The 21,917-nt window shown below is 63.8% G+C and carries 19 protein-coding genes; 10 read left to right on the forward strand and 9 right to left on the reverse strand.

What is annotated here, in order from left to right; translation table 11 throughout:
* The 3 genes from AC3CCE_RS16470 to AC3CCE_RS16480 are packed head-to-tail and all read left to right on the forward strand — an operon-like array spanning position 1 to position 3,605.
* Positions 1-1,506 carry a TadA family conjugal transfer-associated ATPase gene (locus AC3CCE_RS16470; protein WP_023738191.1) on the forward strand — a complete coding sequence of 502 codons (1,506 nt, stop codon included), beginning with the start codon at positions 1-3 and terminating at the stop codon, positions 1,504-1,506.
* Between the two features lie 29 nt (positions 1,507-1,535).
* Positions 1,536-2,549: a type II secretion system F family protein gene (locus tag AC3CCE_RS16475; protein ID WP_352623910.1), complete on the forward strand. Its 1,014-nt coding sequence runs from the start codon at positions 1,536-1,538 to the stop codon at positions 2,547-2,549.
* Positions 2,550-2,588: 39 nt separating this feature from the next.
* Positions 2,589-3,605, forward strand: coding sequence for a type II secretion system F family protein (locus AC3CCE_RS16480; protein WP_023703460.1), 1,017 nt, complete (start codon positions 2,589-2,591; stop codon positions 3,603-3,605).
* Between the two features lie 113 nt (positions 3,606-3,718).
* On the opposite strand, the gene AC3CCE_RS16485 is transcribed toward AC3CCE_RS16480, so the two are convergent.
* Positions 3,719-4,540: a tetratricopeptide repeat protein gene (locus AC3CCE_RS16485; protein WP_352510958.1), complete on the reverse strand. Its 822-nt coding sequence runs from the start codon at positions 4,538-4,540 to the stop codon at positions 3,719-3,721.
* 237 nt (positions 4,541-4,777) lie between these two features.
* Here AC3CCE_RS16485 and AC3CCE_RS16490 point away from each other — a divergent pair, with 237 nt between their 5' ends.
* The 3 genes from AC3CCE_RS16490 (at position 4,778) to AC3CCE_RS16500 (ending at position 7,442) form a co-directional block, all read left to right on the forward strand.
* Positions 4,778-6,139, forward strand: coding sequence for a leucyl aminopeptidase family protein (locus AC3CCE_RS16490; RefSeq protein WP_352510957.1), 1,362 nt, complete (start codon positions 4,778-4,780; stop codon positions 6,137-6,139).
* Positions 6,140-6,201: 62 nt separating this feature from the next.
* The gene (locus tag AC3CCE_RS16495) at positions 6,202-6,552 is read left to right on the forward strand and encodes a MarR family winged helix-turn-helix transcriptional regulator (protein ID WP_352623907.1); all 351 of its coding nucleotides are present in this window, start codon (positions 6,202-6,204) and stop codon (positions 6,550-6,552) included.
* A gap of 29 nt (positions 6,553-6,581) precedes the next feature.
* A complete protein-coding gene (locus AC3CCE_RS16500) occupies positions 6,582-7,442 on the forward strand; it encodes a C40 family peptidase (RefSeq protein ID WP_352510956.1) in 861 nt (286 codons plus the stop codon).
* A gap of 140 nt (positions 7,443-7,582) precedes the next feature.
* Here AC3CCE_RS16500 and AC3CCE_RS16505 read toward each other — a convergent pair whose 3' ends face one another.
* Positions 7,583-7,777 carry a hypothetical protein gene (locus tag AC3CCE_RS16505; protein ID WP_352511137.1) on the reverse strand — a complete coding sequence of 65 codons (195 nt, stop codon included), beginning with the start codon at positions 7,775-7,777 and terminating at the stop codon, positions 7,583-7,585.
* On the opposite strand from AC3CCE_RS16505, the gene AC3CCE_RS16510 reads away from it, so the two are divergent.
* Positions 7,685-10,174, forward strand: a complete 2,490-nt coding sequence (locus tag AC3CCE_RS16510; RefSeq protein WP_352624119.1) for a ligase-associated DNA damage response DEXH box helicase — start codon at positions 7,685-7,687, stop codon at positions 10,172-10,174. The two genes, AC3CCE_RS16505 and AC3CCE_RS16510, sit on opposite strands and share 93 nt — an antisense overlap.
* Positions 10,171-10,887 carry a ligase-associated DNA damage response endonuclease PdeM gene (pdeM, locus tag AC3CCE_RS16515; RefSeq protein ID WP_352510955.1) on the forward strand — a complete coding sequence of 239 codons (717 nt, stop codon included), beginning with the start codon at positions 10,171-10,173 and terminating at the stop codon, positions 10,885-10,887. Before AC3CCE_RS16510 ends, pdeM begins: the two co-directional genes overlap by 4 nt.
* A 4-nt stretch (positions 10,888-10,891) precedes the next feature.
* Here pdeM and AC3CCE_RS16520 read toward each other — a convergent pair whose 3' ends face one another.
* Entirely contained in the window at positions 10,892-11,863 is a 972-nt protein-coding gene (locus AC3CCE_RS16520) for a quinone oxidoreductase family protein (protein WP_352510954.1), read from the reverse strand.
* A gap of 94 nt (positions 11,864-11,957) precedes the next feature.
* Between AC3CCE_RS16520 and AC3CCE_RS16525 the strand changes: the two genes are divergently transcribed.
* Positions 11,958-12,830, forward strand: a complete 873-nt coding sequence (locus AC3CCE_RS16525; protein ID WP_352510953.1) for a LysR substrate-binding domain-containing protein — start codon at positions 11,958-11,960, stop codon at positions 12,828-12,830.
* A gap of 12 nt (positions 12,831-12,842) precedes the next feature.
* Here AC3CCE_RS16525 and AC3CCE_RS16530 read toward each other — a convergent pair whose 3' ends face one another.
* Genes AC3CCE_RS16530 through AC3CCE_RS16540 form a run of 3 tightly spaced genes read right to left on the reverse strand, consistent with a single transcriptional unit; the run spans position 12,843 to position 17,437 of the window.
* Positions 12,843-13,778 (reverse strand): dimethyl sulfoxide reductase anchor subunit family protein, encoded by a 936-nt coding sequence (locus AC3CCE_RS16530; RefSeq protein ID WP_352623904.1) that lies wholly within the window; start codon positions 13,776-13,778, stop codon positions 12,843-12,845.
* A gap of 3 nt (positions 13,779-13,781) precedes the next feature.
* Positions 13,782-14,510, reverse strand: coding sequence for a 4Fe-4S dicluster domain-containing protein (locus AC3CCE_RS16535; RefSeq protein WP_352510951.1), 729 nt, complete (start codon positions 14,508-14,510; stop codon positions 13,782-13,784).
* Positions 14,507-17,437: a molybdopterin oxidoreductase family protein gene (locus tag AC3CCE_RS16540; RefSeq protein WP_352510950.1), complete on the reverse strand. Its 2,931-nt coding sequence runs from the start codon at positions 17,435-17,437 to the stop codon at positions 14,507-14,509. Before AC3CCE_RS16540 ends, AC3CCE_RS16535 begins: the two co-directional genes overlap by 4 nt.
* 278 nt (positions 17,438-17,715) lie before the next feature.
* Between AC3CCE_RS16540 and AC3CCE_RS16545 the strand changes: the two genes are divergently transcribed.
* Positions 17,716-18,618 (forward strand): LysR substrate-binding domain-containing protein, encoded by a 903-nt coding sequence (locus AC3CCE_RS16545; protein ID WP_352623901.1) that lies wholly within the window; start codon positions 17,716-17,718, stop codon positions 18,616-18,618.
* 99 nt (positions 18,619-18,717) lie between these two features.
* On the opposite strand, the gene AC3CCE_RS16550 is transcribed toward AC3CCE_RS16545, so the two are convergent.
* The 3 genes from AC3CCE_RS16550 to AC3CCE_RS16560 form a co-directional block, all read right to left on the reverse strand.
* Complete coding sequence (locus tag AC3CCE_RS16550; RefSeq protein ID WP_352623899.1) at positions 18,718-19,974, reverse strand: Hsp70 family protein; 1,257 nt, start codon at positions 19,972-19,974, stop codon at positions 18,718-18,720.
* A gap of 176 nt (positions 19,975-20,150) precedes the next feature.
* The gene (locus tag AC3CCE_RS16555) at positions 20,151-20,942 is read right to left on the reverse strand and encodes a TIGR02186 family protein (protein ID WP_352510949.1); all 792 of its coding nucleotides are present in this window, start codon (positions 20,940-20,942) and stop codon (positions 20,151-20,153) included.
* Positions 20,942-21,865, reverse strand: coding sequence for a sulfite exporter TauE/SafE family protein (locus AC3CCE_RS16560; RefSeq protein WP_023669608.1), 924 nt, complete (start codon positions 21,863-21,865; stop codon positions 20,942-20,944). The genes AC3CCE_RS16555 and AC3CCE_RS16560 overlap by 1 nt, the downstream gene beginning before the upstream one ends.
* Positions 21,866-21,917 lie beyond the last annotated feature (52 nt).

A 21,917-nucleotide genomic window follows, 5' to 3' on the forward strand; every position in this document is an offset into this window, starting at 1 on the left:
ATGTTTGGAAAAAGAGGCTCCGACGACGGCGGCCGGTTCACCCCGGAGTTCCGTCAGCCAGCGTCAGCGGCGCCGGCTGCTGCAACGCCTGCGGACATGGCAGTACTTGCCCGACCCCCGGCAGCGCCGCCGCCGGGAGCGCTGGCAACGCCGCCAACTCGCCGTGCCGTTGAGGCGCCGTCGATGGCGCCGGAGCCGCCAAAAAAGATCCAGCGCGAAAAAAGCGAAACCTACTACGACACCAAGAGCCAGGTCTTCTCCGCGCTCATCGACACCATTGACCTGTCGCAACTTGCGAAACTCGATCCCGAGAGCGCGCGCGAGGAAATCCGCGATATCGTCAACGACATCATCGCCATCAAAAATTTCGCAATGTCGATCGCCGAGCAGGAAGAGTTGCTCGACGACATCTGCAACGATGTGCTAGGCTACGGGCCGCTGGAGCCGCTGCTCGCCCGCGACGATATCGCCGACATCATGGTCAACGGCTCCAAGAACGTCTACATCGAAGTCAACGGCAAGGTCGAACAGACCGGCATCCGCTTCCGCGACAATCAGCAGCTGCTCAACATCTGCCAGCGCATCGTCAGCCAGGTTGGCCGCCGCGTCGACGAATCGAGCCCGATCTGTGACGCCCGTCTTCCTGACGGGTCTCGCGTCAACGTGATCGCGCCGCCGCTCTCCATCGACGGCACCGCGCTCACCATCCGCAAGTTCAAGAAGGACAAGCTGACGCTCGATCAGCTGGTCAAGTTCGGCGCCATCTCGCCGCAGGGCGCCGAGATACTCAAGATTATCGGCCGCGTCCGCTGCAACATCGTCATCTCCGGCGGTACCGGCTCCGGCAAGACGACGCTGCTCAACTGCTTGACCAACTATATCGACCGCGAGGAACGCGTCATCACCTGCGAGGACTCGGCCGAACTGCAACTGCAGCAGCCGCACGTGGTACGTCTCGAAACCCGCCCGCCCAATCTCGAGGGCGAAGGCGAGGTGACCATGCGCGACCTGGTCAAGAACTGCTTGCGCATGCGGCCCGAACGCATCATCGTCGGCGAAGTGCGCGGACCGGAGGTTTTCGACCTGCTGCAGGCGATGAACACCGGCCATGACGGGTCGATGGGAACGATCCACTCCAACAGCCCGCGCGAATGCCTGAACCGTATCGAATCGATGATCGCCATGGGCGGCTATTCGCTGCCGCAGAAGACCGTGCGTGAAATCGTCGTCGGCTCCGTCGATGTCATCATCCAGGCAGCACGCCTTCGCGACGGCTCGCGCCGCATTACCCACATCACCGAGGTGATCGGCATGGAAGGTGACGTCATCATCACGCAGGACATCGTGCTCTACAACATCAAGGGCGAGGACTCGAACGGAAGGCTGCTTGGCGAGCATGTGTCGACCGGCATCGGCCGTCCGCATTTCTGGGATCGCGCCCGCTACTATGGCGAGGAACAGCGCCTCGCCAATGCTCTGGAATCGATGGAGAAACGCGCTGACTAACGCATATCCAGGCTTGGGGACTGAGGTCGATGTTCGGAATTGATACCACCGTACTGGCCTTCATCGTGCTCGCCGGCTTCAGCGCCGGTGCGGTCGCCTATGCCTTCCTGTTCACCAAGATGAGCAACGAGAAGCAGGCCGGCAAGCGGCTCGAGACGATCAAGGCCGCCGAGACCGATCGTTCGGTCGTCAAGGCTTCGCGCGACCGTGTCGCGGAGGCGGTCAAGCGGCGTAAATCTGTCCAGGACACGCTGAAACAGCTCGACGAAAAGCAGAAAACCAACGAACTCGCCGTCAAGAAGCCGCCGTTGAAGGCCCAGATTCGTCAGGCCGGCATGCAGGTCTCGATCGAGCGTTTCTATATCTACTCCGTCATTTGCGGCATCGCGCTGACGGTGCTCGCCTATCTCGCCGGCGCGCCGCTACTTGTCCTGCCGGGTACGCTTCTGGCCGGCGCGCTCGGCCTGCCGCGCTGGTTCGTCTCGTTTCGCCGCACGCGCCGGGTCAAGGCATTCCTCAACGAATTTCCCAACTCCCTCGACATCATCGTGCGCGCCGTCAAATCCGGCCTGCCGCTCAACGACGCCATTCGCCTGATCGCCAATGAATCGCCGGAGCCGGTCAAGACCGAGTTCCGCCGGATCGTCGATTCGCAGCAGGTTGGCATGTCCATCCCCGACGCCACCTTGCGCATGGCTGAGACCATGCCGTGCAGCGAGGCAAGTTTCTTCGGAATCGTTATCCAGATCCAGTCACAGGCCGGCGGTAATCTCTCCGAGGCGCTAGGCAACCTTTCGCGCGTGCTTCGCGATCGCAAGAAAATGAAGGCCAAGGTCCAGGCGCTGTCCATGGAAGCGAAGGCGTCGGCCGTCATCATCGGCGCGCTGCCTATTGTCGTCGCCCTTCTCGTCTATCTGTCGAGCCCGAACTACATCATGCCGCTGTTCACCACCAGCACCGGCAATCTGATCCTTGGCTGTTCCGGCGTGTGGATGTCGATCGGCATTCTGGTGATGCGCAAGATGATGAACTTTGAAGTTTAGGCCCACCTTGGAAAGCTCGAACGAAAAGACTGAAAACGGATGACCGACCAAGTCGTAAAATCGCTGACCGATCCTGCCTTCCTGATCGCATTGCTGGTCGGCGTTGCGGTGTTCGCGACCGTCTTCACGTTGCTGCCGGCGCTTGGCGGCAATCAGCTCAAGGCGCGCATGAAATCGGTGGCGCTGGAGCGTGACGAATTGCGCGCCAAGCAGCGCTCGCGGCTTGCCAACGAAGCCGATCGCCGCCGCAAGGGGCTGCGCGAAGAGCAGTCGATCGGCATGCGCAACATCGTCGACAGGCTCGACCTGCGGCGTGCGTTGGCCGATGAAGGCACGTTGCAGAAGCTCAAGGTGGCGGGCTTTCGTGGCCAAAACCCGCTGACGCGCTTCCTGTTTTTCCGCCTGATCCTGCCGTTTGTGGGTTTCGCGCTGGCAGCGATCTATCTGTTCGTGCTCGGCGGACTGCCTGACCGGCCGGCCTTCGCGAAACTGTTCGTCTGCATTCTCGTCGCCTACGCCGGCTTCTACGCGCCGATCCTTTACGTCAACAATCGTGCCGCCAAGCGCAAGCAGTCGATCCAGGCGGCGTGGCCGGATGCGCTCGACCTGATGCTGATCTGCGTAGAGTCGGGCATGTCGGTCGAGGCTGCCTTGCGCAAGGTCTCCGAGGAGATCGGTTCGCAATCGGTGGCGCTGGCGGAGGAATTCGTGCTGACCAATGCCGAACTCTCTTACCTGCAGGAACGCAAGCAGGCTTATGAAAACCTGTCGGCTCGTACCGGCCTGGAATCGGTGAAGTCAGTGTCCCAGGCACTGGTCCAGGCGGAACGCTACGGCACACCCGTGGCGCACGCATTGCGCGTGCTGGCCGCGGAAAGCCGCGACATGCGCATGAATGCAGCCGAGAAGAAGGCCGCCGCCCTGCCGCCGAAGCTTACCGTGCCGATGATCCTGTTCTTCCTGCCGGTTTTGTTCGCCATCATTCTGGGCCCAGCCGGCATTCAGGTCAGCCAGCGCGGCATCTTCGGCGACCAGCACAATTCCTCAAGCCAGTAGGCCTCGTTGCAGCCATACAAAGAGCCGCACTGCCAATGCAGTGCGGCTCTTGGTTTTCAGCGTTGATGCGTGGACGGATTTTGCGCTGTGCGGAGCCGGCGCCCATGCGGCGCTCAGTTGGTCGCCGCCTTTGCCTTGTCCTGATCCTTGAGCTGGCTCCAGGCGTTCTGCTGGGCAAGCATCTGGCGAAGATAGGCTACATTGGCTTGCGCCTGTTCCGGCGAAAGCTCCTGCGAGGCGATCTTCTCGGCCTCGTCGAAGCGGCCCTGCAGTCCCACGACCAGCGCAAGGTTCTGGCGCACCCGGCTGTCGGCATTCGGTTGCTGGGCTGCCGAGCGCATATAGGTCTCGGCGGTGCGCAGATCGCCTTCCAGCACATAGGACATGCCGAGATTGGAAAGGATCGAGGGTTCGTTCGGCTTGAGGTCCAGCGCCTTGCGGTAGTTCTGGCGCGCTTCATCCTTCTGGCCAAGCTGGTCGAGAATGGCGGCCTCGGCCGACATCAGCCGCCAGTCCGGATATTCCGGCGTCTGCGCCCGGCGCACGGCGTCGAGCGCCGGCTCGAACTGGCCGTTGGCGGCCAGCGCCTTGCCGTAGGCGGCAAGCACGTCGCGATCCTTGGGGTAGGCGATCGCCAGCTTGCGCATCACGGCAAGCGACTGGTCGGCATCGCCGTCCATCTGGAGCGCCGCCGCAAAATTTGTCGCCAGCCGCTTGTCGTTGGGGTTCTTTGCGTAGGATTCGCCGAGCCGCCCGGTCGCCCCGTGCAACTCGCTGGCCGACATGGTTTCCAGCGGTTTGCCGCTGGTGCGCCCGATCGAGCCGGTCGTGAGCTTGCTGGTTCCGCACCCCGCAGCACCGGCCGCCAGCGCCATCAGCAGCGCTGTGGTGACCAACCGTTTGCCCGTGACGTTCATCCTTCGGCTGGTGGGCATCGGCACGGGGCTCTCCATTCTGGGCGTGGCCATTCACGTGGCCATCTTCATCCCTGCAGAAATATTCTGTTAACCCTAACGGACAGTTAAAAAGCGAGCCGTCGGATCGGTGAACGGCCCGCCGAAAGCCACTGACCTGGCACGTCCCATGCCCGGCTCTGTGTATAGATGTTGAAATCATTCGACGTCCCTGTCACTTGACTGAGGACGATCTGCAAGCCTCCCGGAGACCATCGAATGCCCGTCGAACTCGTCGAGACACTAAACACTGCCTTGCCGATCCATCTGGTCGCGAGGGATGGACTGGAGGCCTTGGGGCTTTCGCCTTCCACGATCGCATGGGCGGCCGCCAACGGCTTTTCCGGCGAAGCCGGCAGGACGCTCGCCGTCCCGGGCGACAACGGTTCCCTTGCTGGCGCCTTGTTCGGCGTCGGTGACGGCGAGGGCGCGCTGGCCGTCGGCATGCTGGCGAGAGCCTTGCCGGAAGGCGACTGGCATTTTGCCGCCGCTCCAGCCGAGCCGGAACTCGCGGTCATAGCCTTGGTGCTCGGTGGTTACGTCTTCACTCGCTACGGCAAGAAATCAGGCAAGGCGCTGCGTTTCGCGCTGCCGCTCGGCGTAGATCCAGGACGTGTCCGGGGCATCGCCGACGGCGTCTTCCTGGCGCGCGACCTGGTCAACACGCCGACCAGCGACATGGGACCGGACGAGTTGGAGAAGGCGGTTCGGACCCTGGCGGCCACTCACAAGGCCGAGGTGTCGGTGATCAAGGGCGATGATCTCCTGAAGCAGAATTTCCCGATGATCCATGCGGTCGGCCGCGCCTCGGTCGGAGCGCCGCGACTGATCGACATGGTTTGGGGACCGGAAGGCGCGCCGAAGGTGACGCTGGTCGGCAAGGGTGTCTGTTTCGACACTGGCGGCCTCGACATCAAACCGTCGTCGGGCATGCTCTTGATGAAGAAGGATATGGGCGGCGCCGCCAATGTGCTGGGCCTGGCCTCGATGATCATGGCTGCCGGGCTGAAGATCCGGCTGCGCGTCCTGATCCCGGCGGTCGAGAATTCGATTGCCGGCAACGCCTTCCGGCCTGGAGATGTACTGACCAGCCGCAAGGGCCTCACCGTCGAGATCGGCAACACCGACGCCGAAGGGCGGCTGGTGCTGGCCGATGCGCTGGCGCTGGCCGATGACGAGGAGCCGGAACTGCTGATCGACATGGCGACGCTGACCGGGGCAGCGCGTGTCGCGCTCGGTCCCGATCTGCCGCCTTTCTACACTGGCGACGAAGCGCTGGCGTCCGAACTGGCTGCGGCCTCGGTGGCCGTCGAGGATCCGTTGTGGCGCATGCCGTTGTGGCGGCCCTATGACGCCAGGCTGGCGTCGAAGATCGCCGACATCAACAACGTCACCACCGACGGCTTCGCCGGTTCGGTCACCGCGGCGCTTTTCCTCAAGCGCTTTGTCGAACGGACAACGGGCTGGGCGCACTTCGACATCTTCGCCTGGAACCCGTCCGATCGCCCCTACGGACCCGCCGGCGGAGAGGCGCAAGGCATCCGTGCACTGGAGCGGGTCATTTCGAGGCGCTATGCCTGACGCCCTGAGACGGCCACCAAAACTGAAACGGAACCGAAACAATTTGCCGTCATGCTCGGGCGATGTCGATTTCGATGCGTCCGAGCCAGGCGATGCGGCTGTGGCAGCAGGTGATGCTGTCGCAGGTGCGCGCCGGCGCGCCAGATCTCACCATGCGCCAGATGGCGATCCTGTTCACCATCTATCTCGACCCGCCGCCGCACACGGTGCGCGGTCTAGCCGCCCGCCTCAATGTCACCAAGCCGGTTATCACCCGCGCGCTCGACACGATGGGTGCGCTGAAACTGGTGTCACGCCATCGCGACGAGCTCGACAAGCGCAATGTGCTGATCCGGCGCACGGTCGAAGGCGCGCTCTTTGTCGAGCGCTTCGGGGATGGTATCGTTGCCAGGGCTCATGAACTGCCCATCTGATCAATCCATGAATTAGAGCGAGTACCGATTTGACTGCCAGGGATGCCCGCCTCCACGCCTTCCGTTCCGACCTCGCCGATGCAAGGCTGAAAGGGGAGGTTTCGGCCGACCGCTTCGTCACCGGCCGTCCGGCTCGGATCACGGCCTCCGTGGCTGACGTGCGCAAGGCACCGCGCCCGGATGCCGGCGTCAACACGCAGGTACTGTTCGGCGACGATGTGCTTGTCTTCGAGGAAGCCGAGGGCTGGGCCTGGGTCCAGGCCGAACGCGACGGCTATGTCGGCTATGTCGGCGCCACCATGCTGGGCGCACGCGAGCATGCGCCAACCCACATCGTCACGGCGCCGCGCACCTTCCTCTATCCTGGCCCGGATCTGCGCTTCCCGATCAGCGGCCAATTGTCGATGGGCTCGACGGTGACGGTAACCGGTGCCGCCGAAACGCGCGGCACGCACTATGCGCTGTTGCCCTCCAGCGAGGCGCTGATCGCCGGCCATATTTGCCCGGTCAGTGACATCGCCGCCGACTATGTCTCGGTCGCCGAGATGTTTCTCGGCACGCCCTATCTCTGGGGCGGCACCTCCGGCTTCGGCATCGACTGTTCGGGCCTCGTGCAACTGGCCATGCGCATGGCCGGCCGCAATGTGCTGCGTGATTCCGACATGCAAGCGGCAGGCCTCGGCGAGCCGCTCGATCCGGGATTCGATTATGCCGGACTGAAACGCGGCGACCTGGTGTTCTGGAAGGGCCATGTCGCGATCATGACCGACGCCGAGACAATGATCCACGCCAACGGCCACACCATGCTGGTCTCGCGCGAAGGGCTGAAGGATGCGGTTGATCGGATTGGGTATCTGTATGGCGGGCCGACTGGGTTTCGGCGGCCCTAGCGCCTCTTCCTCGCCCGTTCACGGGGAAAGGTGCCCGAAGACGGATGAGGGGCGACGCCAGCGACTGAAAGGTCGCGCTGCGCCTCACCTGCCTGCCGGCATCCTCTCCCCGTAAACGCGGCGAGGGATAGCTCACCCGATCACCTTTTGTTCCGATTTTCCTTGGCGATCGCGCGCCATCGCGCTAACTCTTTCGCGTGACCGAGCAGCCGCGCCTTGCCAAACAGAATGCCGCCGTCCTTCTGCCCGAGCCATTCATCAGATGGTTTGGCGAAAAAGGCTGGTCGCCGCGCGCTCACCAGATCGAGCTGCTGGCGAAGGCTCAAGCCGGGCAATCGGTGCTCTTGATCGCACCGACCGGCGCCGGCAAGACGCTGGCCGGCTTCTTGCCATCGTTGACCGAACTGGCCAACCGCCCCAGACGCAAAGCCGGTATGGCACGGCGCGGCATCCATACGCTCTACATCTCGCCGCTGAAGGCGCTGGCCGTCGACATCGAGCGCAACCTCGGCAAGCCGGTGGAGGAGATCGGCCTGCCCGTCACCATCGAGACGCGCACCGGCGACACGCCTTCCCACAAGCGACAGCGCCAGAAGCTGGCGCCGCCCGATATCCTGCTCACCACGCCCGAGCAATTGGCGCTGCTGATTGCGGCGGGCGATGCCGGGCGCTTCTTCGAGGATCTGCGCTATGTCGTGCTCGACGAGCTGCATTCGCTGGTGACATCGAAACGCGGCCATCTGCTGGCGCTCGGGCTGGCGCGGCTGCGCAGCATCGTGCCCGGCCTGCAGACGATCGGTCTGTCGGCAACGGTGGCCGAGCCCGACGAATTGCGGCGCTGGCTGGTCAGCCAGAATCCACCGGGAGACATGGCTGAACTCATCGTCGTCACCGGCGGCGCGAAGCCCGAAATCTCGATCCTCGATTCGGAAGAGCGCGTGCCATGGGCCGGCCATTCGGCGCGCTATGCGACGCCGGAAATCTATCGCGAGATCAAGCGCCACAAGACCACCCTGCTGTTCGTCAACACTCGCAGCCAGGCCGAGATGCTGTTTCAGGAATTGTGGCGGGTCAACGAGGATACCTTGCCGATCGCGCTGCATCACGGCTCGCTCGATGTCGCCCAGCGCCGACGCGTCGAGAAGGCGATGGGGGAAAACGCGCTCCGTGCCATCGTCGCCACCTCGACGCTCGACCTTGGCATCGATTGGGGCGATGTCGATCTGGTCGTCCATGTCGGCGCGCCCAAGGGCGCCAGCCGGCTGGCGCAGCGCATCGGCCGCGCCAATCACCGCATGGACGAGCCGTCGAAGGCGATCCTGATCCCGGCCAATCGTTTCGAGGTGCTGGAGTGCCGGGCAGCGCTGGACGCCAACTACCTCGGCGCCCAGGATACGCCGCCGCTGGTCGATGGCGGGCTGGACGTGCTGGCGCAGCATGTGCTGGGCTGCGCCTGCGGGGCGCCGTTTCGCGCCGACGATCTCTACGAGGAAGTGCTGACAGCAGCGCCCTATGCCAGCCTCGACCGGCCGACATTCGACCGCGTCATCGATTTCGTCGCCACCGGCGGTTACGCACTGAAGAACTACGAGCGCTACGCCCGCATCCGCCTCAACAAGGACGGCATGTGGCGGGTCTCCAATCCCCGCGTCGCGCAGCAATATCGGCTGAACGTCGGCACCATCATCGAGGTGCCGGCGCTCAATGTGCGTTACGTCAAGGCCGGCAGCAAAGGCTCGGCTTCGCACGGCGGCCGGGCTCTGGGCAAGATCGAGGAGGCCTTCCTCGAAACGCTGACGCATGGCGACACCTTCATGTTTGCCGGCAAAGTCCTGCGCTTCGAAGGCATCCGCGAGAACGAATGCTTCGTCTCGAATGCGCCGGGAAGCGACGCCAAGGTGCCTTACTATGGCGGCGGCAAATTTCCGCTTTCGACTTACCTCGCCGAGCAGGTGCGCGCCATGCTGGACGACCCACAGCGCTGGAAGAAGCTGCCCGAGCAGGTGTCGGATTGGCTGCGTTACCAAGCCGACAAATCGGTATTGCCCAAACGCGACGACCTCTTGATCGAGACCTTTCCGCGCGGCAACCGTCACTATCTCGTCGCTTATCCTTTCGAGGGCAGGCTGGCGCACCAGACGCTGGGCATGCTGCTCACCCGCCGCCTGGACAGGGCCGGTGCCAGGCCGCTTGGCTTCGTCGCCACCGACTACGCATTGGCCATCTGGTCGCTGGGCGATATGGGCGCGATGTTCAAATCGCGGAAACCTTCGCTTGGCGCGCTGTTCGACCAGGACATGCTGGGCGACGACCTCGAGGCTTGGCTGGCCGACAGCTGGCTGCTCAAGCGCACCTTCCGCAACTGCGCGCTGATTTCAGGCCTGATCGAGAAGCGCCACCCGGGACAGGAGAAAAGCGGCCGTCAGGTCACCGTCTCGACCGATCTGATCTATGACGTGCTGCGCAGCCATGAACCCGACCACATCCTGCTGCAGGCGACGCGCGCCGACGCGGCGACCGGTCTGCTCGATGTCAGCAGACTTGCCGACATGCTCTCGCGTATCCAGGGTCGAATCGTGCATAAGGCACTCGAACAGATATCGCCGCTGGCCGTGCCGATCATGCTCGAAATCGGCAAGATGCCGGTGAATGGCGAGGCCGACGAAACGCTGCTGATGGATGCCGCGACTTTGGTCGAGGAAGCCATGGGTCCTGGGATGGTTGAGGAATGAATTTTTCGCTGGCGCGGGCATCGCTGATCGCCGAGGCCGATTTTGTCGGCATCGCGGGCGAGCGCGCGGTCTGTGATTCGCGCGGCGTGCTCTATTTCCCCGATCTCAGGCTGCTCGCGGTCTCCGACCTGCATCTGGAAAAGGGCTCGTCCTTCGCCAGGCGCGGCGCACTGATCCCGCCCTACGATACCGGCGCCACTCTGCTCCGGCTGCAGGCGGTAATCGCGGACTACCAGCCGGCCATCGTCATCAGCCTGGGCGACTCCTTCCACGACGGCGGCGGCGCCGAGCGCATGCATCAAACCTTCCGCGATCGGCTGGAAGCATTGATGGCCGGCCGCGACTGGTTCTGGGTCGCCGGCAACCATGACCCGGAAGCGCCGGCGGATTTGCCAGGCGAGACGGTGCGCGAACTCGCCATCGGCTCGCTGCTGTTCCGCCACGAGCCGTCGAAGGTAAGAACCGAGGGCGAAGTTGCCGGCCATCTTCACCCTTGCGCCCGCATCGTCCAGCAGGGCCGCTCGGTGCGGCGGCGCTGCTTTGCCGGCGATGGCGGCCGCATGATCATGCCGGCCTTCGGCGCTTATACCGGCTCGCTCAACGTGCTCGACCGCGCCTATGCCGGCCTGTTCCGCCGCGAGACGTTGATAGCCTATATGATGGGCGCCGCGCGCATCTTCGCCATTTCCGGTTCGATGCTGCGGCCGGGCTAAGTTTCTACGGTATAAGCACGGTTGCGCCTGTCGTCTGCCGTGCTTCGAGCCGGCGATGCGCCTCCGCCACTTCGGCAAGCGGCATGCTTGTGTGCACCGGGATTTTCACTGCGCCGCTGAGGACGACGCTGAACAGATCCTCGCTCATGGCGACGACGTCCTCACGCCTGGCGAGATGATGGAACAGCAACTGCCAGGTGGCGAACAGCGATCCTTTCTGCATCAACAGCATGATATCGAAGGGTGGGATCGATCCCGATGCCGTGCCGTAGCTGACGAAGGTGCCGAACGGCCGCAGGCAGTCGAGCGAGCCCGGGAAGGTCGCGTTGCCGACGCCGTCATAGACGACGTGGCAGCCTTCGCCGTTGGTGACCTCTTTCACCCGTGCGGCGAAATTCTCTTTGCTGTATTCGATGACATGGTCGCAGCCATTGGCGCGCGCAAGTTCGGCCTTTTCGGGTGAACCGACCGTGCCGGTGACGGTCGCGCCGAGATGTTTGGCCCATTGCGTCAGGATGAGGCCGACGCCGCCCGCCGCGGCATGCACCAGGATGGTATGGCCCGCCTCGACGCGAAACGTGCGGCGCAGCAGATATTGCGCCGTCAGCCCTTTCAGCATCATCGCCGCACCCGTCTCGAAATCGATGGCGTCGGGCAGATGCACGACGAAATGCGCCGGCACGATGCGTTCTTCGGCATAGGCGCCGAGCGTCTCGACATAGGCGACTCGGTCGCCAGGCGCGAAGCCGCTGACGCCTTCACCGACGGCGACGATTTCGCCGGCGCCTTCATTGCCGGGAATGAATGGCAGAGCGGGCGGCGCGTATTCGCCGGTGCGAAAATAGATGTCGACGAAGTTGAGGCCGACCGCCCGGTTGCGCACGCGCACCTCGCCCGGTCCGGGCTGGCCGATGTCGACATCTTCGTAGGCGAGCACATCTGGCCCGCCATGGCGGTGAACACGGATCGCTTTCATGGTTTTCTTCCCTGCGCTGTTCTCTTGAGTGTGAGATAGCGCGTGGCGGGATATCATTGTAGACCGATACCGATGACATCAGAGTTCAAACAAGATGATATCTGAACAGATCGGCCTCGACCTTCTCCGCACCTATGTCGCGGTCTGCCGGCAAGGTAGCCTGAGCAGGGTCGCCGCGCAGACCGGCAAGACCCAATCGGCGCTGAGCATGCAGATGCGACGGCTGGAGGGCCTGCTCCAACGGCATCTGTTCCAGCGCACCGGCCGCGGTGTCGTACCAACTGCGGAGGGAGAGCTCTTTCTGGGATACGCGACCCGCATCCTCGCTCTCGGCGATGAAGCGGTGGCGCGTCTGCAGCAGGCTGGCATTGGCGGCGGCGTGCGTATTGGTCTTGCCGAAGAGGTCACCACGGCCGCGCTTTCGGCCGCGCTTGGGCGGCTGCATCGCACATATCCCGACATCAGCCTCGACGCGATGGTCGAGCACAGCGTCGCGCTGGGACGGCTGTGGAGCGAGGATGCGCTGGATGTCATGATTGCCCCGACATCCGTCGTCGCGGCCGATGCAGTGACGACATGGAACGTCGAACTGCAGTGGGTCTGCGCCCAGGACTATGTGCTGGACCATGACCGGCCACTCGATCTCGCCGCCTTCGGCGCAACCTGCCCTTGGCGCAGGCGTATGATCGAGGCGCTGGTCGCCGCCGGCCGGCAGTATAGGATCGTCCTGTCGTGCCAGAGCGTCACCGGCCTGCAGGCGGCGATCGAGAACGGGCTCGGCGTCGGGCTGCTTCCGCCGGAATCCGTGCGCGCCGGCTCAATGCGCGTCCTGAAGACATCGGTGCCCGAGCCCCTGATCGTCCAATACGGTCTCTACGTGCATGACCGCAGGACAGCCGTCGTCGATGCCGCGATCGAAATCCTGCTTAAGGATTTGCCGGCGGCGCCACGAGCACGGACCGCCTGACGGCGGGACGCTCTACCGGCCGTAATAGAGGGTGACGGTGTGCTTGGCCTCGGCGAAGAACAGCCAGCGCTCGACCAGCATGCCGGCGAACTGGACGATTGCGGCAAGCACCGACAGCGCCGCTGCGAACGGCCAGGGCAAAGCGAATGCAACAGCTAGCAGCAGGGCAGGCAAGGCGAAAGCCAGCACCTGCGTGATACGACGCAGCCTGGCGCCGTGCTTGCGCGCGATGCGAAAGCCCATTTCCTTGAGCAGGTAGTTCTCTTCGGTGTGCGGCCATTCCAGTGAGCGCACTGTACCCCCGGCGAGCCCCGTTGCCGTGTTGGCGGTGCTCGCAATCTCTAGCGCGTCATTGTATCGCCACGTCGCCAGCTTCCAGCCCCAGCCGAGCAAGGTCAGCAGCAGAGCGGCTACCGCAACGGCGGTCGAGCCGATGGCGAAAGCCTGCAGCAGCGCGTTCAACAGCACGCTGCCGGTCATCGCCGAAAAGATGAGATAGCCCGGCAGCGTATACGGGCTATGCCACTGCGCGATCGGCTTCAGCGAGGCATAGATCATGCCGGTGGTGCAGACGGTGACGATTGCGCCGATAGTTGCGAGAAGCCCGGCGATGGCCATCCAGCCTCCGGTGCGGCCAAAAAACACCCAGCCGATGCCGAACAGCCCGGCGGGAATGAAGGTTGCGACCGACGATACACCCTCGCGTGACAGCCAGGAGCTACGCCATTGCGAAAAGGCGCGCCAGGCGCGTTCGGGCCGGCCGAGATGGCCGGTCGACGACAAAAGGCCGGCGGCAATCAGGCCAAGCGCCAGCCCCATGCCGATAAGGCCGAGCCAGAAATGGGCCGGGATAAAACCCAGTCCGCCAAGCACGCCGAGCAGCGCCAGCAGTCCATAGCCCGCTCCTGTGGCAGTGGTGAAGAAAACGACGGAAAAGGCTGGATGCATTGGTCAGCTCGAAAGCATGCGGTCGATCCAGCCAAGAAAACCGCCTTCGACCGTGACTGGCTCGAGCCTTGGCGCCGGCACCGATGCGGCGCGCTGGGCGCGCGGCGGCAGATATTTGTTGGTCGGCTTGTAACCCATCTCCGGCATCAGGTCGACGCCGCCACGCTCCGCCACCAGTTGCGACACCGCCGAGGTGGGATCGCCGAGGTCGCCGAAATGCCGGGCGCTGGTCGGGCAGGCGGCAACGCAGGCCGGCACGCGGTCTTCCTCGGCCAGATTGTCGTTGTAGATGCGGTCGACGCACAGCGTGCATTTCTTCATCACGCCGACGTCGGTATCGAATTCGCGCGCGCCATAGGGGCAGGCCCAGCTGCACAGTTTGCAGCCGATGCATTTGCTTTCGTCGATCAGCACGATGCCGTCCGACGCCCGCTTGTAGGACGCGCCGGTCGGGCAGACAGTGACGCAGGCAGGCGTCTCGCAATGCAGGCAGGAGCGCGGAAAGTTGACCGTGCGCCCGCCCGCCTCGGTCGTGTGCTCGTAGCTGTGCACGCGGTTGAACCAGACGCCGTCGACATGGCCGCCATAGGGGTCGATGTCGGTCAGCGGCGCCATGTGGCCGCCGGTGTTCCACTCCTTGCAGGCGGTGACGCAGGCCTGGCAGCCGACGCAGGTGTCGAGGTCGATGACCAGGCCAAGCTTCTTGTCTGTATGGGCGGGAAGGCAGGTCATTCCACAGCTTCCCTATGGACGCGGAACTCGGCGCCGAAGCGAAGGATGTCGGGCGATGGCTCGACATTTGGCGGCTGGCTGAAGCGCTCGAATTGCGGCTCGGTGAAGCCGGCTTCTTCGGAGGCGCATTTGACGATGCGAACCCTGAGATCGAACCACGCCGCCTGGCCGGTGACCGGATCGGAATTCGAATAGCGTTTACCGTTCGCATCGGCCGAGGTCTGGTCGCCGATGATGTGGTTGAGCAGGAAGCCGCGATTGCTCTCGGCGGCGTTGTCCTTCAGCCCCCAGGCGCCGCGCCTTTTGCCGATGGCGTTCCATGTCCAGACCGTATCCGCATTGACGCCGTCGACCAGCTTGATCTGCCCCTTCACCCGGCCGTTGATGCTTTCGATCCACACCCAGTCGTCGTCGGCCAGGTCGAGAACTGCCGCGGTCTTGTGGTGCACGAACAGGCGGTTCTGGCTGGTGATTTGCCGCAGCCACGCATTCTGCGAGCCCCAGGAATGATACATGTGCATAGGCCGCTGCGTCAGCGCATGCAGCGGGTATTTCTGCGGATCGACCGCGGCCTCTTCGAACGGCGTAAACCAGAACGGCAGCGGATCCATATAGGTCTCGATGCGCTGGCGTTCGCTCTCGGGCGGCTGGACGCGACCATGACCGCGCGCGGCGAGGCGAAAGCGCTGCATCGGTTCGCAATAGAGCTGGAACACGATCGGCTCGGCCTTGGGGATGAACCCCATCTGCTCCGCGAAGTCGAGATAGGAGCGGTTGGCCATCTTGTAATAGCGCTGGTCCTCAGCAAAGTCCTGGTGCCAGAAGCCGCCATTGTCGATGTAGCGCTGCAGCTGGTTTGGGTTGACCTCGCCCTTGCCTGCAGACGTGCCGTCCTTGCCGCGCCAGCCTGCGAGCGGGCCGATGCCGGGCGTGCGCTCGTGATTGACGATGTAGTCGGCATAGTCGAGGTATTTCGCCACCCCATCGTCGTTGACGAAGCAGGGCAGGCCGAGCCGGGCGCCGAGTTCGATCAATACTGACTGGAACGGCCTGACGTCGCGGTTGGGTTCGACGACGGGATGGCGGATGGCATCGCCTGGTCCGTCGGCATGGCTGATCGGCCGGTCGAGCAGGCTGATGCAGTCGTGACGTTCGAGATAGGTGGTGTCGGGCAGCACCAGGTCGGCGAACGGCACCGTCTCGGAATAATAGGCGTCGGAATAGATGATGAAGGGGATCTTGTAGTTGCCCGCTTCGTCATGGTCGGTGAGCATGGCAATGGTCTCGACGGTGTTCATCGAGGAATTCCACGCCATGTTCGACATGTACATCATCAGCGTGTCGATCGGGTATGGGTCGCCGGCCCACGCATTGCGGATGACCGTATGCATCAGCCCATGCGCGGCGAGCGGCGCATCCCAGGAATAAGCCTTGTCGATGCGGAGCGGCGTTCCGGCCTCGTCGACCAGGAGATCGTCCGGCCCGCAGACGAAGCCGAGCGGCATGCCGTCGAGCGGCGTCATCGGCTTGACCACCTTGCCGGTCGGCTTCGGTCCCGGCGGCGCCGAGCGCGGGTAGGGCGGCTTGAAACGGAAGCCGCCGGGCACGTCCACCGTGCCGAGCAGCACCTGCAGCAGGTGGATGGCGCGGCAGGAGTGAAAGCCGTTGGAGTGGGCCGAGATGCCGCGCATGGCATGCATCGACACCGGCCGTCCCTTGATCGTCTCGTGCCGCCGTCCGGCCCAGTCGGTCCACGCAACCGGCAGTTCGATCGTCTGTTCGAAGGCGACGTGGGCGAGTTCGGCAGCGATCCGGCGGATGGTGTCGGCCGGAACGCCGCATCGCGCCGCGACCGCATCGGGTGCGTAGCTGTCGTCCATGTAGCGGTCGGCGATAAGCTGGAACACCGGCACGCAACGGCGGCCGGCGAACGTGAAGCTGCCGGTCAGCGCCGGTTTCGCATCCGCATCGGCTGCGTTGACGGTTGTCTTCGCCACTCTGTCCCAGGCGAGAAGATTGTTGTCGCTGTCGCGCAGGAACAGCCCGTCGTCCGCCGCACCCGGCTCCTGGACGACTAGCACATGGGCGTTGGTGTAGCGCAGCAAATAATCGAGATCGGCGCGGCCTGCCTTCAGCAGTTCATGGATTAGGGCTAAGACGAAGAGGCCGTCGGTGCCGGGCCGGATCCCGATCCAGTCGTCGGCAATGGCGTTGTAGCCGGTGCGACAGGGGTTGATCGACACCACCTTGGCGCCGCGCGCCTTGAGTTTACCCAAGCCGATCTTGATCGGGTTGGAATCATGGTCCTCGGCGACGCCGAACAGCATGAAGTATTTCGTGTTGTTCCAGTCCGGCTCGCCGAACTCCCAGAACGAGCCACCGATTGTGTAGAGTCCGCCGGCCGCCATGTTGACCGAGCAGAAGCCGCCGTGGGCGGCGAAGTTCGGCGTGCCGAACTGGCTCGCCCACCAGCCGGTCAGCGATTGTGACTGGTCGCGCCCGGTGAAGAAGGCAAGCTTTTTGGGATCGGTCCGGCGGATATGCGATAGCCGCCCGGTCGCAATCGAAAGGGCTTCCTCCCATTCGATCTCACGGAATTCGCCCGAGCCGCGCGGGCCGCTGCGCAGCAGCGGCTTCTTCAGCCGCGCCGGGCTGTAGTGCTGCATGATGCCGGAGCTGCCCTTGCCGCAGATCACGCCGCGATTGACCGGGTGGGCCTTGTTGCCGTTGATGTAGCGGACCTTGCCGTTCTTGATATGGACGTCGATGCCGCAGCGGCAGGCGCACATATAGCAGGTGGTCTTGGCGATGCTGTCGGAGACATCGGGCGAGGTGTCGACGCCGTCGCCTTCATCCGGCGCGCGCGTGTCGGCAAGCGACCGTTGCGACGGTGCGGAATTGGCCCCGCGCGGCGCAGCTGGGTTCATGATGCCGGCGTGCTTTTGCTACCTGCGAATTTGGCCCGCGTCTTCGGTCCGGGGCCACGCATATAGTGTTCTTCAGGATGATAGCGGTCGCCGGCCAGCCGCCGCCTGAGGCCACGGGTCCAATGCGCAAACAGGGATCTGAACCGCCCGATCATTTTGTTGGATGCGATTTGTTGGCGAATTTTTTCTAACTTTGGCAGAAAAAGTAGAATAAAGCTATCGATCCGTCCAATCAGTTGTTCTTGTAAATTCGATCGGAATTGGTTCTTAATGCACACATGACGCTGGACCAGTTGCGCATTTTCGTTGCCGTTGCCGAACGCGGCCATATGACCAAGGCGGCGGAGCTTTTGGGCATCTCCCAGTCGGCGGCGTCGGCCGCCATCCGCGCGCTCGAAGAGCAGCATGGCGTTCATCTGTTCAACCGCGTCGGCCGCAACATCGAGCTTGCCCAGACGGGGTACCGTTTCCTGCCCGAGGCCAAGGCGGTGCTGGAACGCGCCGCCGCCGCCCGAAATGTGCTGGAGCATGTCTCGCAGACGGTCGCCGGCAGCCTGTCGATCGCCGCCAGCCTGACCATCGCCAGCTACTGGCTGCCGCGCAGGCTGGCCTCTTTCCATGAAGCCTACCCGGCGGTGCGCTTGAGCGTCAGCATCGGCAACACCAGGCAGGTCGAGGCCAATGTGCTCGACGGTACCGCCGATCTCGGTCTGGTCGAGGGGCGCACCGAGTCAGACATCCTCCGCCGCACCAAGGTCGACGTCGACAGGTTGATGCTGGTCGTCGCCGCCTCGCATCCCGAAATCGCCGAGATCGCGCCGGGCCGCCCGGATATCAGAGGGCTGCGCTGGATCATCCGTGAGGGTGGTTCGGGCACGCGCGAGGTGCTGGAGGACCTGGCCCGCCGCGAGGGGATATCGCTTGGCGACCTGCAGATATTTCTGGTGCTGCCGAGCAACGAGGCGGTTCGCCAGGCGGTCGAGGCCGGCGCCGGCGCCACCATCATCTCGGACCTCGTCGTCGGACGCGCCGTCGCCGAGGGCAGTCTCCGGTCGGTGCCGCTCGAACTGCCGAAGCGCGACTTCGCCATGATCACCCATCGTGACCGCCGGGCAAGCCTGGCCCAGATGGCGCTCAAGGCGCATCTCGGCGCTGAAGCGGGGAACGGCATCCCGGCATAGCCGTCCTCAGGGCATCTGATATCGGTCTAGGGTCGGGGTGAAATGGTGCGGCCTCGTTTGGGTATTTATGGTCATTATGGGGTAGCCGCAGTTATGTGTTCAGGAGAACTTCCGCTGCGCATCCAGCGCCAGGCCGAGGCCAACCGAGCCGAACATGTCGCCCTCGATAACGGCGGCTTGCGGCACCAGCGACAGGATTTCACGCCGTGCCAGCGGGATCGCGGTCGAACCGCCGGTGAGGAATACGGCGGTGATCGCAGACGCCGTTATGCCGGCATCGGCAATCGTCTGCCGCACCGTAGCGGACACCCGCTCGATGTCGGCGGCGATGGTCTCTTCCAGGCCGGTCCGCGTGATCTCGGCGGCGAAATGTGCGCCGGGCAGTGCCACCGTCACATCAGCCGAAGCCTGATCTGTCAGCGCGATCTTGGCTCGTTCGACCAGGCCGGCCAGCGCATGGCCGTAACGGTGCTCGACAATATGGATGAAGCGGTCGACAAGGTCGGCGCGGACGGCCTCGAAGCGGATCTGCCTCAGATGCGTCATCGCCTTGGCGGTGTAAACGAGGTTGATGCGTTGCCACGTCGCGAGATCAATGAAATAGCTCGCCGGCAGGTTGCGCTTGCCGTCTTTTGTCGACGTCAGATAGCCGAGCTTGGGCATGACATGGGCAATGCTGAGCAGCCGGTCGAAATCGGTGCCGCCGATATGGATGCCGCGGTTGGCCAGGATATCGTGCTTGCGGTCGCGTGAGCGGGCGCGTTGCGGCGAAACGCGCACGATCGAGAAGTCGGACGTGCCGCCGCCCATGTCGACGATCAACGCCAGTTCCTCGCGCTTCACGTCCTGCTCATAGTCGAGCGCTGCCGCGATCGGTTCGAACTGGAAGGCGATGTGCTTGAAGCCTTGCGCGCGCGCCGCCTTTTCAAGCTCGCTTTGCGCCTTGGCATCGGCTTCCACATCGTCGTCGACAAATTGCACCGGCCGGCCGAGCACAACGTTCTCCACCGGAGCGCCGGCATCTTCCTCAAGCCGCTTCTTCAAATGGCCGACGAACATGCCGACAATGTCGATGAAACCGATCTGCCGGGCCTTGATCCGCGTCTTCTCATGCGCCAGCGAACTGCCGAGCACGCTCTTCAGCGACCGCATCAGCCGGCCTTCGATGGCATCGGTGTAGTCGGCAATGGCGCGGCGGCCGAAATAGGTGTGACCGTCCTCGAAGTTGAAGAAAACCGCGCTTGGCAATGTCGGCTGTTCACCTTCCAGCGCCACCAGCCGTGCCTGGCCGTTGCGGATCACGCCCACCGTAGAATTGGACGTGCCGAAATCGATGCCGCCAAATGCCTGGTGCATTGCAGCCTCCTGTCATTGGGTCGTCGCTGTGGCAGGCGTCCGCAAGGCGCGCGCCGTCCAGAGGCCTGACCGCTCTGCCGAATGATTGTACGTGTTACCCGAGGGTTGGGAGGCGGCGGTCTATCGCAAGACTGAGAAAAGGGGAACCCCTTTTCCCCGGAAATGGGTCCTGCGCGTCAATCCCTGCGGAAAATCAGCCTGCCCAGCCAGCCGGTGATCATGGCCAGCGACACGGAGAAGACGCCGTAGAGAAACGAGTAATCATGCGCGACGCGGAAGATCGACTGTTCGAAGCCCGATTTGCGGATTTCGAGCTGGGCCGAGCTTTCCTTGAGGAACAGACCGCTCTTGAACAGGAACGCGCGGGCTTTATGGGTTCCAACCGGGACGTTGGGCGCCAGCCGCACCGTGGCGCGAAACAGGTTCTGCGACAAGAACTGCACGCCGCCGACATTCTCGCTATAGAGGCCGGTCGCCGCCTTGCGCTCGCGCAGCGCCACGGTGAATTCCTCGATCGTCGCCGGACTGTCGGTTACCTCGGCCGGCTGCATGTAAAGGTTGGAGGCGCCGAGCGACAGCTGCTTGTAGCTGTTGGGTTCGGTGATGTCCTGCAGCGGCCGCGTCGTGGCGACGGAGTAGGATACCGGCACGTTCTCGAAGGTCTCGGATTCCAGATTGACCCAGACGCCGAGCACGCGGTCCTTGCGGCGCACCACCACCGGCCGCGGCGGGCCTTCGAGCACGACGATGACGTCGTAGCGCCCCTGTCGCGCGACCAGCGGGTCGGGATTTTCCAGCGAACCGAAAATGGTCAGGTCGGCGCCGGAAAAACCGGCGGTGATCGACACGGCGTCGGTGGAGAGACCGATCTGGATGCCTTCCGGCAAGGGGTTCGGCGATTGCGCTGCGGCCGGCAGAGCGACGGCGATAAGCAAAGCGGCGGCCGAAAAAATCCCCCACTGCGGCATCAGTTCAGGCCCGCGGCGGTCAGCGAATAGAGGTTTGGCGGCGTGACGAAGAGATCGATGGCAAGCCGGATGGCAACCGCCAGCACCAGCAGCGCCAGCAGTGCCCTGAGCTGTTCGCCGCGCAGCTTCTGTCCTGCCTTGGCGCCATATTGCGCGCCGGCAACGCCTCCCGCCATCAGCAGGAAGGCAAGCATGACGTCGACCGTCTGGTTGGTGGTGGCGTGGACAAGCGTGGTGTAGGCCGAGGTGAAAATGATCTGGAACAGCGAGGTGCCGATGACGACGTTGGTCGGCACTTTCAAGAGATAGATCAGCGCCGGCACCATGATGAAGCCGCCGCCGACACCCATGATCGACGACAGGAAGCCGATGCCGGCGCCGAGCCCCAGCACCGGAATGACGCTGACGAACAGCTTCGAGGCCCTGAAGCGCATCTTCAGCGGCAGCCGGTGGATCCAGTTGTGCTGGCCGGATTTCTTCAAGACCGGCGCCGCACCGCTGCGCGTCGCGCGCAGCGCATTGACGCTCTCGACCAGCATCAGCCCGCCGACGGTGCCAAGCAGCACGACGTAAAGCAGTGAGATAAACAAATCGAGCTGGCCGAGCCGACGCAGGAAGGCAAAGACAAAGATACCGCCGGTCGAGCCGACGATGCCGCCGGCCAGCAGCACCCCGCCGAGCTTGAAGTCGAGCGTGCCGCGCTTCATGTGCGACAGCGCGCCGGAGAAGGAGGAGGCGATAACCTGGTTGGCGCCGGTAGCGACGGCGATTGCCGGCGGGATGTTGTAGAAGATCAAGAGCGGCGTGATCAGAAAGCCGCCACCGACCCCGAACATGCCCGACAGGAAACCCACCGCCGCGCCCATTGCCAGCAGCACGAAGACGTTGACGGAAATTTCCGCGATCGGGAGATAGATGCCCACCCGTCAGTCTCGATCAGTTTGCCTGTCGGCGATTGCAGCCATTCCAGGGCAT

It is taken from the genome of Mesorhizobium sp. P160187 (assembly GCF_057766425.1).

Excerpts from the sequence above, each read along its gene's own strand:
- AC3CCE_RS16470 (WP_023738191.1), top strand. The coding sequence starts at position 1 with ATGTTTGGAAAAAGAGGCTCCGACGACGGCGGCCGGTTCACCCCGGAG.
- AC3CCE_RS16490 (WP_352510957.1), top strand. The coding sequence starts at position 4,778 with ATGCCCGTCGAACTCGTCGAGACACTAAACACTGCCTTGCCGATCCAT.
- AC3CCE_RS16545 (WP_352623901.1), top strand. The coding sequence starts at position 17,716 with ATGACGCTGGACCAGTTGCGCATTTTCGTTGCCGTTGCCGAACGCGGC.
- AC3CCE_RS16550 (WP_352623899.1), bottom strand. The coding sequence starts at position 19,974 with ATGCACCAGGCATTTGGCGGCATCGATTTCGGCACGTCCAATTCTACG.
- AC3CCE_RS16530 (WP_352623904.1), bottom strand. The coding sequence starts at position 13,778 with ATGCATCCAGCCTTTTCCGTCGTTTTCTTCACCACTGCCACAGGAGCG.
- AC3CCE_RS16540 (WP_352510950.1), bottom strand. The coding sequence starts at position 17,437 with ATGAACCCAGCTGCGCCGCGCGGGGCCAATTCCGCACCGTCGCAACGG.
- AC3CCE_RS16535 (WP_352510951.1), bottom strand. The coding sequence starts at position 14,510 with ATGACCTGCCTTCCCGCCCATACAGACAAGAAGCTTGGCCTGGTCATC.
- AC3CCE_RS16480 (WP_023703460.1), top strand. The coding sequence starts at position 2,589 with ATGACCGACCAAGTCGTAAAATCGCTGACCGATCCTGCCTTCCTGATC.
- AC3CCE_RS16525 (WP_352510953.1), top strand. The coding sequence starts at position 11,958 with ATGATATCTGAACAGATCGGCCTCGACCTTCTCCGCACCTATGTCGCG.
- AC3CCE_RS16485 (WP_352510958.1), bottom strand. The coding sequence starts at position 4,540 with ATGCCCACCAGCCGAAGGATGAACGTCACGGGCAAACGGTTGGTCACC.
- pdeM (WP_352510955.1), top strand. The coding sequence starts at position 10,171 with ATGAATTTTTCGCTGGCGCGGGCATCGCTGATCGCCGAGGCCGATTTT.
- AC3CCE_RS16495 (WP_352623907.1), top strand. The coding sequence starts at position 6,202 with ATGTCGATTTCGATGCGTCCGAGCCAGGCGATGCGGCTGTGGCAGCAG.
- AC3CCE_RS16520 (WP_352510954.1), bottom strand. The coding sequence starts at position 11,863 with ATGAAAGCGATCCGTGTTCACCGCCATGGCGGGCCAGATGTGCTCGCC.
- AC3CCE_RS16475 (WP_352623910.1), top strand. The coding sequence starts at position 1,536 with ATGTTCGGAATTGATACCACCGTACTGGCCTTCATCGTGCTCGCCGGC.
- AC3CCE_RS16555 (WP_352510949.1), bottom strand. The coding sequence starts at position 20,942 with ATGCCGCAGTGGGGGATTTTTTCGGCCGCCGCTTTGCTTATCGCCGTC.